Below are 12,612 nucleotides of genomic sequence, written 5' to 3' on the forward strand. Positions count from 1 at the left end.
AATAAATTTCACATTACGCGGCACTTCAAAAACAGAAAACCCGGTGCGGTGGACAACCTCTGATAGCTTTCCGGATCACTCTGCTGCATCTCTTCGTCGGGTTTGCCTTCGCTCATCTCAATCATACACAGTCCCGCATCGAACAGTGAATTCATCAACGCCGAAAGCGGTCTGCGAAAATATTCCACCCGCGTCGGTCTTCCCAGGGTATTCCACTCATCTACGATTTTCTCAGTCAGAAAATAATTGCCGCTCGGCGAGAACTCATAATCCATAAACGGATGATGCGTCGAAAACACAAACTCCCCCTCCGGTTTCAGAATCCGTTTCACATCGCGGAATAACGCTGTCGGATCTTCCAGGTAATGGATCATCAACGGCGATACTGCCAGATCGAAAGACCGGTCGGCTTCGTCGGGCACTCCCTGCGTGAGATCCTGCTGATAAGCGTGTACGCTGTTTCCCAGTTTCTGCTGTACCAGAGAGATCATCTCAGCCGAAGCATCGACTGCAGTCACAGTCGCCCCCTGCGACACAAGATGAGCAGCATACTCACCAGGCCCGCAACCGAGATCAATCACCTTTTTTCCCTGCAGATCAGGCAGCAGCGTACACAGAGAAGGGCGTTCATAGTGCGCGTTATAGCTGTTGTCGCGAATCGCTGCTGCGTACTCTTCAGCAAATTCGCCATACATCGGGTTGAACATGGACAGGAAGCCTTGAAAGAAGATCAGCCTGAGGACTTCGCAAAACTTCTCCCATTTATAGCACGACTCCGCTCCCTCAACAACAATTGAGAAAGCGGAGTCCAATTCAGATCCCAAATCTGAATCCCTGGTTGTGTATTAATAGCCGGTTGTGGCGTCCTGGTATAATTCGCTGGCAATTTTCCGCAGTGTGTCATCCGCTTTCGGATTGCTGATATTCGTCATGAGAACAATCGCGATGTCTTTCTGCTTATCAATCCAGACCTGTGCCAGATTTTTTCCATTCGATCCGCCATGATAGAGCAGGGGATACGGTGCCCAGTCCACGGTCACCCAGCCCCAGCCATGTGCATACTGACCAGCAGGCGGCGTTCCCGGACGGTTCTCCCCTTTCACGGTAAAGACGGGTTGATGAATCTTCTCCAGCATCTGCTGTGAAACAATATTACAAGGTGCCCGCGTCCCGTTACCGGCATTCCAGCCGGCCCAGGTCGCAAAATCCAGAATCGACAGATGGGCAATCCCCGCAGGTCCCAGGATCGGAGAGTTATCCGCATTCGGCCCTGCCAGATACGATTTGAAGCTGCCGTCTTTCTGCTTCACATGTCCCAGCGGTGCATCAACTTTTCCCATCGAAGACTGGCAGCCCAGCCCCGCGGTCGTCAGCTGGAACGGTTCAAAAATCCGTTCGACGATCAGTTCATCCCACGTTTTCCCGCTGACCTTTTCAATCATCGCACCGGCAATAGTATATCCCCGGTTGTTATACGCCCAGGCACTGCCCGACTTCGCCACTAAAGGCAGCTTGACCGATTCCTTCACAATCCAGTATCGCAGGTCATTCAGATCACCATCCACGTCGACGGAATTTTTCAGCAGATCCATCAGATTCTCATCGTCGGCCCGCATTCCACTCGTATGCGATAACAGCTGCTCCAGCGTTACTTTCTCGACATCCGCCGCCATGGAATCCTTCAATTCAGGGAAAATATCTCCCAGCGTCGAATCCCATTTCAGTTTGCTTTCTTCGATCATCATGCCCGCGATGGTCGCGGTCATCGCTTTGGTATCGGATCCCAGATGAAACTTGTCGTGAATCGTCACCGGGATCTCTGATCCCATTTTTCGCGTACCGACAGCACCGTATTCGGTAATCGTTCCCCGTTCCACGACAGCGGCGGCGACAGCAGGCAACTCACCTGATTTCAGATAGGGTTCCAGTTTGTGACCGATGGTCTGCCCCCGAATCACACCAGGTGACAGTACCAGACTCACCCCCAGAATCAGCATACAAGCCCGCGGCCGCATAATACGCATACGCTACTCCTCAATGTTCGATCTTCAGTTTGACGGATGGCTCCCGCTGCCACCATCCGCTTTATTTATCGAGCATCATCGCAGCCGGCTGTGGAGTCATCTTCCAAAAACGTCTCACATCAAAGAATCCAGAGATGACAAACGGCACAGGTCTCACGATCAGGCTGATTCGGATTTCGGGACTGATTTCAGATGCAGTCCTTTGGAAGCGATCTGCGCTGTAATCGCGGCATCACCGCCGTTGGCCAGCACAAACAAAATCACGGCAAAACCATAATCACCATTGGCAAGGACCGCTGCCAGCACGAACAGCAAAACCATAAAACCGCACAACTCGGCACAAGCGACAGGATAATGCTTCATGACAAAGTCGCCCCACGAGGGGATGAAGAAACTCCGAATTCCCACCTCAGACGGCTTCCAGAACTTCGCGCCACAGCTTTCGCAGTGATACTCATGTTTGGGAACCACCGCAAAACAGTTGCCACACAGATTTTCGCGTGACTGCGAGACTTCGGGGTCAAAGCCTTTCTCCTCGAATGACTTATAAGCATTCAGAAAGACCTCCCGCATTGTCTTGCGATCAATTTTCGGGAAGCCGGAGTAGTTCAGGTTTTTGCCATCTTTCAGACAGATTTTCGCATTCCCAAAGATCGTACTCTTCAGATCTTTGATCTGGCTGTAGTAGATCGACCAGAACGTACGCTTGGGCTTCCCCGAACCATTCGTACGGATACACAACAACCGGAAGTTCGTCAGCACCACTGCCGTATGATTGATGGTTTGCGCCCAGAGTGCCCCCATGAAAAACTGTTCGGACACCGAAGACTGATTCCCTTTGGAAATAAACAGCACCTCTTCCTTTTCCAGCAGCATCTCTTCCAATAGAGGTTCCAGGCGTTTGACCAGTTGAAATTTTTTCTTGATCCCGCTTTTCGCAAACATTCCCTCAATCTTGGGGAACATGGTCTCCAGCCGGTAATTAATATTGGGGGAAAGCTTCAGATTCAGCTGTGTCAGTTTCGTATCAACGGCCTGGCTGTCGACTGTGCTCATGAGAGATGTTTCCTCAAGGATAAGATGAAAAGCGGGTAGACTAACATCTTACCCAGAACACACGAACAGTTCAAAACGATTTTCATCTTTCACAATGAAAATTGAGTTTTCCCCTTCAGGCATCGCTGCCGGAGCTCTAGCGCGCTTCACATTTAACGATAGCGTCTGTCAATCTAATATACTCGGTCCAAATGGACCTGGAGACGCTACAGTAAAACGGGACACAGTCTAAAGTCGCCCGTTCCAGCTGGTCACCAGTAAAACCTGCTCCCCCCCCTCAAGAGGATTTCTTCCAGCAGGGGTTCCAGCTGCTTCACAGCCTTATACTTCACCCTGATCCACCCCTTGGCAGCCCAGTCCTCAATCCGGGGAAACAGCGTCTCCAGTCGATAGGAAATCTCCGGGGACAGTTCCAGTTTCAACTTATTGAGTTTGGCAGCGACATCTGCATGGGACAGGTCAGACATAGCTCATCCTTCCTTAATTGAATCATCAAAGAAGTCTGAGCCTATTTCACCCGAAGCGCTCCGGCAATACTAAGAAAATCTGGTCGGAGCGTCAGGATTCAGAGATCCGTCAAATTGATCATTGGCAGCCGCGCTGTCCGCAGGAACTTCCTTCAGATACAATCCCTTCGCGGTGAGTTTATACCCGACTGCCGATGCAGTCATATGAAACAGAACGAACATCAGCGCAACCAGGACAGGATTGCTCTTCGCTTCCAGCACCAGGACACTTAACCCAAAAACGACATAGGTCGACAACTCAGCAAGTGCAAAAGAAAATGGTCTGATCGTAAAACTCCCCCAGAGAGGAAAAAATAAACTGCGTATCCCAATCTCAAAAGGAGACCAGAAATTAGCGCCGCATGCTTCACAATGATTTCCCTGATTAGATACGATCTTGAAACAGTTCCCACAAATATTTTCTCTTGATTGAGAAACAGTTGGATCCAGCTCTTGTTCCTGGAATCGCTGTGAAGATTTCTCGAAGACGTCATGCAGCGTCGGGAGTTCCTGCTTGGGAAAATCGCGGAGAGATAGCTTCGTCCCATCTTTAAAGTAGAATTTGGGATGCTCTAAAAACGTGTTTTTCAATGCCTCGATCTGGCTATAGTAAATCGTCCAGTAAGGACAACCGGCATGATTTCCAGTCTGATGCATACACAGCATTCGCAAATTCGTGAGCGCAAAAATGACTCTTTGACAGTCCAGTTCCCGCCCTCCTCGCGAAACAAACAACACCTGCTCATGTTCCAGCAAGACCTCTTTTAAAAAAGGCTCAATCCATTGAACCAGCTGAAACTTTTCCCGAATCTTTTTGTTAACGAAAAATCCTTCAATCTCAAGAAAGATCGTTTCCAGCCGGTAGTTGATCTCGGGGGATAAATGCAGATCCAACTCATTTAATTTCGAGAGAACCTGGTCCGCAGTCACTTCGGCCATTCGTCACGGCTTTCCAGAGCAGGGGACATCAAAACATTTTGTACTACTCTCACAACCGCCCCTTCCAGGTTTCCACATCCAGCACTTCACTCAACAGCATCTGTTGTGCACACAGAATCGACCGCTGCAGTTCTTCCGCCGTCACTTCGCCTGCTGAGTTCGACAGGGGCAGGGTCCCCGTCGCATCACTCAGAAACTCAACTGTAAATCCGCGATGCACTGCCTCGCGCGCTGTCGTATCACAGCACATATGCGTCATGTAGCCGGCGATCGTCACCGTGTCGATATTTCGTTCACGCAGCCAGTCCTCCAGTTCCGTCCCCGTAAAACTGCCCGGCAGTGACTTCTCGAGCAGCAGATCGCGCGGCCGCTTCGCCACTTCCGGATGCAGTTCCCAGCCCGGCATCCCTTTCTGAAAGAACGGCTTGGCCGGATCAGTAAACGCATGCTGGATGACCACGACGGGAACCTGTTTCGCCGCTGCCGTATCCATCGCCGTCAGGATCTGTTCCAGATGCCCCGCCGGATGCGTGATCGGAAGCGCCCCCGTAAAATACTCATTCTGCACATCAATCACCAGTAAAGCGCGACTCATCATAACTCCCTGAAATAATTCCTACCCGTTCAATGCACCATTTGAAAATCAAAACTTATATTTCGTGTCCGCAATTGATGATTGCAATCCTCAGCCTGAGCGTTTGAGTCCCCTAGTGTAGTAGAACGCTGCCAGGCTAGCCAGCCGCTCCCAGCTTCAGACCAATCAAACCAGCCAGAATCAATAACACGCTGATCAGTCGGATCGCATTGACCGGTTCCTGAAACAGAACCGCTCCCAGAATCACGGTTCCCACCGCACCGACTCCCACCCAGACAGCATACGCGGTCCCCAGAGGCAGGGACTTCATCGCGAGTCCCAGTAGTCCCAGGCTGACGATCATCGAACTGATCGTCCAGAGAGAAGGGAAGAGCCGGGTAAACCCTTCCGTATATTTGAGCCCCACAGCCCAACCCACTTCAAAGCATCCTGCCAGAATCAGAATCAGCCACGGCATCGTATTTTCCTTCACACAGATGGGGCCGTCCCCGCTGGAACAGGAGCGGTGAGGTCGTCCTCACTTCCAGAAAGATCAATACTGCCATCTTAGGCACCCGCAGCAGTTCTGAAAAGTCTCAAAAAGGAACCGATGAACCTGCAAACAAATGTTGTTCGTGCCTAATTGCCTGAAGACTGAGAGCAAAATTATTTACCGCAGACATCACGCATCCATATCCGCCAGATTCCGTGGTTGAGGCACTGTCCCCGCCTGTACCTCTGCAATCCGCTGCTGCAGATTTACATTGATCGGATCATCCGGTGCGCCTGTTACAGCCACCTCTATCACTTCGGCCGCCTCTTCCAGTTCTCCGCCGATCAACAAAGCCAGTGCCAGATTTGCTACCAGCCCCATATCTTCCGGCTTGAGTTTTCTTGCGTGCCGGGCCGCAGCGATGGCCTGTCTGGTTCTGCCCAGCTTGAGGCACTCAAACATATATTCGCGTGGTGCATCCGGGTTATCTTGAAGTAATTGATACGCTTTTCTAAATGCGTCACAGGCAGCTTCCGTATTTTCCAGAACCTGCTCCGCCTTACCGATGATCCACCATGAAGCACCATTCCCCGGATCAATTTTCAGAGCCTGACGAAGTAAGTCCTTGCCCCTCGCCAGATCATCACGTGCTCTCTCGGTATCCGCCGGTTGATGATCGCGACCTACAATAAAAATATAAGGGTTGATCAGATCCACCCCTTCCTCATACAGGCGATCATGTTCCATCGAGGCAGGTGTCGATCCGAATTCGGACATATCGATCACGACCTTCATATCACATCCTGAAAGTGTCATTGGGGGATTCTCGCTGGTATCATCTTTGTTGAGGTTACGTAAGACAGCGCCCCCACCTTCCAGCGAGACCACTTTTCCTCCCCGATTGATCAAGCCATTGACTTCGTCCATGCCAATCGACAGCAGTCCTTCATCCAGGTCAACCCGCACCCCTACACGAAACTCCCACAGGTTCTGTCTCGGCTCTCCCTGACTCTCCGCCTCTCCTGACATGTCGCAAACTCCCTTTCTGTGAATTAAGAATCAGCCGTTTGTTTTCTGTGTTTCTTAGTAGCAATCCTCAATCATTGGCTGACAGAGCCTTCTGCTCTTCGTACCAGTCTGCCGTCGCCTGAACGGCCTGTTTCACCACTGTAATCACTTCGGAAGGCGGCCCCTTGGATTCGGTTCCGTACTCCCACTGACTCAACAGTTCTTCGCCGGCAGATGTCTGAAAACCAACCAGCAGTTTGCACCGCTTCCCCTCTGCATTCGGATCGCCAAAACCACCAATCCAGTCATCAATCACCGGACCACAGACGCTCCGCACTGCCTGAAACGCATCGGCATCACTCACGCCGATATACAGATCCTGTTCCTCGTTATCTTCCTTTCCCGTTCCCATTCGATTGATTGTGCCATCATCAGCCAGCAAAATAAATAAAACCTGATCGCCATCGCATTCCAGCACCACCATAATCCGTGCCACACTGTCGGCACTACCGACTGTGGTGGCAGCTGGTTTGGATTTAAACCTGTCAAAGAAGCCCATTCCTACCTCGAATCTCTGATCATTACTTTGAGCGCTCAAAATAATTTGTAAATGCACTCAATATCGGTTTTTCCTCACTGTGGTCAAGTACAGAAAAGCGAATCTGTTTGAATCGACCGAAATAAGGACCACCGGATTGCAGGAATTCAGAGAATAATCGTGCAACCAGATCAGGAGAATTACGAAACACACCACAGCCTCAGGCCCCCAGCACAAGTGTCTGGCAGCCTTGCGCCGCAAATAACGCAAGCGCTTTATCCATCCGGGCCATGAAGACTTGCGGAATTTCACTCACATGCACAGCCTGATTTTTCTGAATCGCTCCCGCGTTGGGAGCCGCACTGGTCAGGAAGTCGACCTGGTAACTGGATTCCAGAAACGAGCCCGCATCATCCCGGAAAACCGGGCAGGCAGGGGAGTAGATCATACGGTCCGAATAAAAAGCACTGCGCAGTCTGCGATGTGTCTCATAATACTGGTTGTGAAACAGATTCAACGAAGCATACAGCGCCGAACTGCGCGCGAGGCTCTCTTCCTGAGCCTGACTTCCGCCCAGAAAACCGCCTCCCGGATTTTTTGCAGACGCAAAATTCAATACGCCAATCCGACCTGTCGTCGAATCCGCCGCCAGTGCGCGTGCGCCTTCCAGTGTGGTTTCATTCTCCAGCCGGAATTCTGTCTGTGTAAATGGAACCGGCTTTCGCAGTACGGCATCCCGCATCTGTTCCAGTGCATCAGGCTCAAAGCAGGCGGAACCCGCATTACAGGCCGCCATCTCTGCAGCAATCGCCACCGTCTCTCCCCGTGGATTCACATATCGTCCCACTTCCAACACTTCCAGCGTGGTCTTCGCCAGATAAGCACGTCCTGTTCGACTACTCATAATCACAATCCTTTCTCATTCTTGTTTTCATTCTTATTTCTTTTACCACATTCTTCCTTAGTGTATATTATACGACAAGTAATAATAAATCAGGGTTCGCCCGCTTTTTCACTTTCGTGTCATTTCGTGTTTTTCGTGGTAGTAAAAACCAGTGAACCGAACGAAACCACCCTCAAGACTTTCATTCCGCTTCGAAATCTGGTTAGAATAAAATTCCTCGCCACACACTCCAGCATCAGGAATAACATCATGCCACGACTGACAGCCCCGGGTTTCTTCGCTCTGCTCACTCTCCTGTTTCTCATAACAGGTAACTCGTTCGCTGCCGAACCCATTGATATCGGCTCCCGCCTGGAACTCATGGTTGATGACTCCCTGATCGAATCACAGAGCGACAACGCCCGCTTTGAACTGCATCATCCCACCCCCCGCGAAATTGTTTTTACCTATGACAAACCCTGGGAGGGGAGTGGCTGCGGCTACCAGAGCATCTTCAAAGATGGCGACAAATACCGCATGTACTACAAAGCCTGGCATCTCGACGTGCAGGAAAAAAAACTCGGCCCTAACAACAGCAACTTCACCTGTTACGCCGAGAGCGATGACGGCATCCACTGGACACGCCCCGACCTGGGACTCTTTTCCTTTCCGCCGGGAAGTGGAAACAAAGACAACAACATCGTCATCGGCAAAGCCCATCGCGACTGGATGAAGTCCGCCAAACCCGATCCCGTGCACCCCGCCGTCTTCAAAGATGAAAATCCCGCCTGTCCCGCTGATGCGAAATATAAAGCCATCCTCCGTTCCCGCGGTAAACACGGTCTGCTGGCCCTCAAATCCCCCGACGGTATCCACTGGTCTTTAATGTCGGAAGAACCGGTCATCACCAAAGGAGCCTTCGATTCCGAAAACCTCGCCTTCTGGAACCCGGCCACCAAACAGTACCGGGCCTACTGGCGTTACTTCACCGGCGGCACCACCGATGAAAAGAACTGGAAACCCACCGGCCTCCGCGACATCCGCACCGCCACGTCAGACGACTTCATCCACTGGAGTGCCCCCCAGGACCTGAAATACGGCGACGCGCCTCCCGAGCAGCTCTACACCAACCAGATCAAACCCTACTACCGCGCACCGCACATCCTCGTCGGCTTCCCCACGCGTTACATCGAGCGGGGCTGGTCGAAATCGATGGAAGAACTGCCCGAGTATAAGCACCGCAAAATGCGTTCTTCCATCTCCAACCGTTACGGCATGGCGATTACCGAAGCGCTGTTCATGACCAGTCGTGACGGCGTCAATTTCAAACGCTGGCCCGAAGCCTTCCTGCGTCCCGGCATCGAACGCCAGGGAACCTGGGCCTACGGACATCAATATATCGCCTGGCAGATGGTCGAAACGAAATCGGATGTCGAAGGCGCTCCCGACGAACTCTCGCTCTATGCCACCGAAGGTTACTGGACCGGCAACAGCAGTCAGCTAAGGCGCTACACCATGCGCATCGACGGCTTCGTCTCCATCAACGCCCCACTCAAAGGGGGAGAGATCACCACGAAACCGATCACCTTCACAGGTAAGGAACTCAAGCTCAACTTCTCCACCTCAGCCGCCGGCGGCATCACAGTCGAACTGCAGACCCCCGCAGGCGAACCGATCGCAGGTTTCAAAGAAGCCGACTGCAGCGAACTCTTCGGCGACACCATCTCTCGCGCTGTCAGTTGGAAGCAGGGCTCCGACGTCAGCAGCCTCGCCGGTAAACCGGTCAAATTAAAGATCAAACTCAAAGACGCCGATCTGTATTCGTTCAAGTTTGAGTGAGTAATTTACCTGAAAAGTGAAACGCCCCTGGCCAATACCAATTCTTTCAACAGTTTTAGACTGTTTCCAGTTTTACTGTAGCGTCTCCAGAACCATTTGGACCGAGTCTATAAGATTGACAGACGCTATGTTTAAATGTGATGCGCTCTAGTTGTCAGAGATCATTTGCCGGTTGAACTTATGCATTGACTGTTATTGGAGCCGCTGGGCATGCTCACTTATCTTTGTTGTAGAGATGATTCGATTTTACTGCACCTTGTGGGAAGAATTTGCGTATTCCCTGCCTGAGCATTACATCCGTCTGAAGAATGATGTCTCTAAATTTTTGCTCAGGTCTACCACGAAAAGAGGTTACATGAAACTGATCATCATCCCTCAATGGCATATCAGAAAAATAGTAGTTGGAAACACACGCCCTGTGCATATCCTCGGTTACGGGGCTCACTGAGTGCCAGGCTCCCCCATGAGTTGCCATGACAGCAAGCCGGTTAAAAAGGCTGTCGATCGTTACCTGTTTATTTTTTACTCCCTCGGGCCATATCTCAAGGTTGCCACCAAAACGGCTCTCCCATTCCGGCGTGACGTAATATAACAGGTTCAATACCCTCCATTGTTTTCGATCTTTTTCGTGTGAATTATCCAGATGCGGATTGAGAAACTGCCCTTTACCCATCAAGGATATTCCACCCGCATATAAATGCTCATCAGGACAAAGGTGTTTGATTTCTGTGATCTCTTGAATTAATTCAACGACTCGTTGATCTTGAAAAGCATAGATCGCTTCTTCCAGGATGGTATTGTACTGGTCCATCTGAGCTGCAATGTATTTGTATTCGCGCAAGCTCTTTTTCAACTTCATCATTTCTGGTTTCGGGAAAGAGTCAAATATGCTTTTTGCCAACTCTTTCGGCAGCAATTCATCCACAAAGAAATAACCTATTTTTTCACTTGACTCCTGGAACTGCTTTTTGAGGCTGTTCTTTTCTTCGTCAATTCGCTGAACAATGAAATCTGCTATTTCTTTTCTATTCATACTTCTGCTCTCTTTTGTGACAATTTGACAACGATTGATAAACAGAATTAGACTCTCACTGAAGAAAAATACCAGAATACCTGTATATCAACAACACCAATATTCACAGGTACAATATGGACGGTAACGCACAGGTGAAAATCGCCGTCCACAGCCGCGAGGTCAGCATCACTGCACCAGCCCACAAAGCAGACCGCTGATGGACAATACCGGCGTTAGCTGGTCCAGTAGGTCACCATGAATTCGAGTTTCATCAGGCTTGAGTCAGCATTTCATGATCACTCAAACTCACAGAGAGGTTCTGTCAGATCAGTCTGGTTAATCAACTGAGTCCTCAGGCGCCATCCTCTTAGGAAACATTTTCATCACGAGTTCCAGTCCCCACAGACCTGTCAGGCTACCGGTGATTGTCGCAATTCCCATCAGCAGTTGCAGCCAGCCTCCGATCAGGGACGTTGCCAGTATGCCTGCCCCTTGAGCCATCATGAAGCACATCAGAAAGTGAGCCGGGTAGAGCGGGTTTCGCAGACGAAACGGATTACTGGAATGCGTCGGCCGTTTCCAGACAGGATCCGTAAAGGGATTGATCGCCTGAAACCCGACGACGGCCACAACCATAAAAGGCCAGATTACAATCGAAATCAACAACCCGAAACCGTATAAATAAATGTCAAACGGGGGCATCTCTCCCATTGGCTTCGACTGATAAGTAATACAAGTTCCCGCGCCTGAAATCGCCGCCAGGATCAGCACAATTGCGCGGAACCGTGTCCAATCCCCCTCCCAGCCAGCCCGCTCTCGGCTGTTCACTCTGCCGCACCTCAACCTTCCGCCCGTCCGGATCCTCCACCACAAACACCGGCTCCTGATCGATTTCATACTGGGATACAATCGCAATCCCGGCCGCATCCAGGCTCTCTCGCAGATCCGTCTCCAGGTTGACTGCAAATCCCAACCGTGACCGGTCCGCCGGCTCTCCCTCTTTCAGCGGATAGAGTTCGAACACCAGCCCCTCAAACACAGCCGCATAATGCACAGGCCCGGAACCATGCTGCTCCTGCTCAAACTCAATTCCAAAGTGCTCATAAAACACCCGGCTGGCTTCAATATCCCGACAACGCAGCACCAGCAGATTGAGTTTCAGATCCATAATTGATCACACAGTTTTCTATTTTTCAGTAACAAAATCAATTGTTGGGTGGCACTGTTGGCTCGCCCAACAGTGCTGAGATACAGCTTCCAAACCAGTAAAGACTCACACCTGATTAGACTCGAAAAAATCCCAGGGTAGGCCGCTCAGCTCAGGCAAATCTGAATCAACCAACTCTCCTTCGCTTTCATACCAGCGTCGGGTGGCACTGTTGACTCGCCCAACAGTGCTGTGATACAGCTTCCAAACCAGTAAAGACTCACTCCTGATTAGACTCAAAAAAATCCCAGGGTAGGCCGCTCAGCTCAGGCAAATCTGAATCAACCAACTCTCCTTCGCTTTTATACCAGTGTCGGGTGGCACTGTTGGCTCGCTATTTAGACCGGACACATGATACACAACCGTTCGGACACATAGGTAACACTTTTCTATTGTTGTTTACAAGACGTTGAGAGATCCCTGAGAGCGTAGCGAACAGGGATCTCTCAACGGCTGCGACTTTTCCTGCGGGGACGGTGTTTTCTCAATTCGATCTTACCAACTTTGAATGTGCGATAATACACGTCCCA

Annotated in this window: 14 protein-coding genes; 1 reads left to right on the forward strand and 13 read right to left on the reverse strand. The window is 50.7% G+C overall.

The genetic code is table 11. The features are described 5' to 3' along the window. Window positions 1-8 precede the first annotated feature (8 nt). The 10 genes from ACN0YN_RS30345 to ACN0YN_RS30390 all read right to left on the reverse strand — a co-directional run bounded on the left by ACN0YN_RS30345 (window position 9) and on the right by ACN0YN_RS30390 (window position 8,042). Window positions 9-824: a class I SAM-dependent DNA methyltransferase gene (locus ACN0YN_RS30345; protein ID WP_417388634.1), complete on the reverse strand. Its 816-nt coding sequence runs from the start codon at window positions 822-824 to the stop codon at window positions 9-11. 21 nt (window positions 825-845) lie between these two features. Then, window positions 846-2,024, reverse strand: coding sequence for a serine hydrolase domain-containing protein (locus ACN0YN_RS30350; protein WP_417388635.1), 1,179 nt, complete (start codon window positions 2,022-2,024; stop codon window positions 846-848). 159 nt (window positions 2,025-2,183) lie between these two features. Beyond that, the gene (locus ACN0YN_RS30355; protein ID WP_417388636.1) at window positions 2,184-3,080 is read right to left on the reverse strand and encodes a PH domain-containing protein; all 897 of its coding nucleotides are present in this window, start codon (window positions 3,078-3,080) and stop codon (window positions 2,184-2,186) included. A 251-nt stretch (window positions 3,081-3,331) separates the two neighbouring features. Further along, the gene (locus tag ACN0YN_RS30360; RefSeq protein ID WP_417388637.1) at window positions 3,332-3,547 is read right to left on the reverse strand and encodes a hypothetical protein; all 216 of its coding nucleotides are present in this window, start codon (window positions 3,545-3,547) and stop codon (window positions 3,332-3,334) included. A 69-nt stretch (window positions 3,548-3,616) separates the two neighbouring features. Then, window positions 3,617-4,525, reverse strand: a complete 909-nt coding sequence (locus ACN0YN_RS30365; protein WP_417388638.1) for a hypothetical protein — start codon at window positions 4,523-4,525, stop codon at window positions 3,617-3,619. Window positions 4,526-4,574: 49 nt separating this feature from the next. Further along, window positions 4,575-5,120 (reverse strand): cysteine hydrolase family protein, encoded by a 546-nt coding sequence (locus tag ACN0YN_RS30370; protein ID WP_417388639.1) that lies wholly within the window; start codon window positions 5,118-5,120, stop codon window positions 4,575-4,577. Between the two features lie 136 nt (window positions 5,121-5,256). Further along, complete coding sequence (gene sugE / locus ACN0YN_RS30375; protein ID WP_417388640.1) at window positions 5,257-5,577, reverse strand: quaternary ammonium compound efflux SMR transporter SugE; 321 nt, start codon at window positions 5,575-5,577, stop codon at window positions 5,257-5,259. A gap of 204 nt (window positions 5,578-5,781) precedes the next feature. Beyond that, on the reverse strand, window positions 5,782-6,621 hold the full coding sequence (locus tag ACN0YN_RS30380) for a tetratricopeptide repeat protein (RefSeq protein ID WP_417388641.1): 840 nt from the start codon (window positions 6,619-6,621) through the stop codon (window positions 5,782-5,784). A 67-nt stretch (window positions 6,622-6,688) separates the two neighbouring features. Continuing rightward, on the reverse strand, window positions 6,689-7,159 hold the full coding sequence (locus ACN0YN_RS30385) for a hypothetical protein (protein ID WP_417388642.1): 471 nt from the start codon (window positions 7,157-7,159) through the stop codon (window positions 6,689-6,691). A 199-nt stretch (window positions 7,160-7,358) separates the two neighbouring features. Continuing rightward, on the reverse strand, window positions 7,359-8,042 hold the full coding sequence (locus ACN0YN_RS30390; protein WP_417388643.1) for a TIGR02452 family protein: 684 nt from the start codon (window positions 8,040-8,042) through the stop codon (window positions 7,359-7,361). A 249-nt stretch (window positions 8,043-8,291) separates the two neighbouring features. Here ACN0YN_RS30390 and ACN0YN_RS30395 point away from each other — a divergent pair, with 249 nt between their 5' ends. Further along, window positions 8,292-9,860: a hypothetical protein gene (locus ACN0YN_RS30395; RefSeq protein WP_417388644.1), complete on the forward strand. Its 1,569-nt coding sequence runs from the start codon at window positions 8,292-8,294 to the stop codon at window positions 9,858-9,860. A 214-nt stretch (window positions 9,861-10,074) separates the two neighbouring features. Here ACN0YN_RS30395 and ACN0YN_RS30400 read toward each other — a convergent pair whose 3' ends face one another. The 3 genes from ACN0YN_RS30400 to ACN0YN_RS30410 form a co-directional block, all read right to left on the reverse strand. Beyond that, entirely contained in the window at window positions 10,075-10,893 is an 819-nt protein-coding gene (locus ACN0YN_RS30400; protein ID WP_417388645.1) for a 2OG-Fe(II) oxygenase, read from the reverse strand. A gap of 318 nt (window positions 10,894-11,211) precedes the next feature. After that, entirely contained in the window at window positions 11,212-11,577 is a 366-nt protein-coding gene (locus ACN0YN_RS30405) for a hypothetical protein (RefSeq protein ID WP_417388646.1), read from the reverse strand. After that, a complete protein-coding gene (locus ACN0YN_RS30410) occupies window positions 11,564-12,043 on the reverse strand; it encodes a VOC family protein (protein WP_417388647.1) in 480 nt (159 codons plus the stop codon). Before ACN0YN_RS30410 ends, ACN0YN_RS30405 begins: the two co-directional genes overlap by 14 nt. Window positions 12,044-12,612 lie beyond the last annotated feature (569 nt).

The organism is Gimesia sp. (assembly GCF_048260065.1).
GTDB lineage: Bacteria > Planctomycetota > Planctomycetia > Planctomycetales > Planctomycetaceae > Gimesia.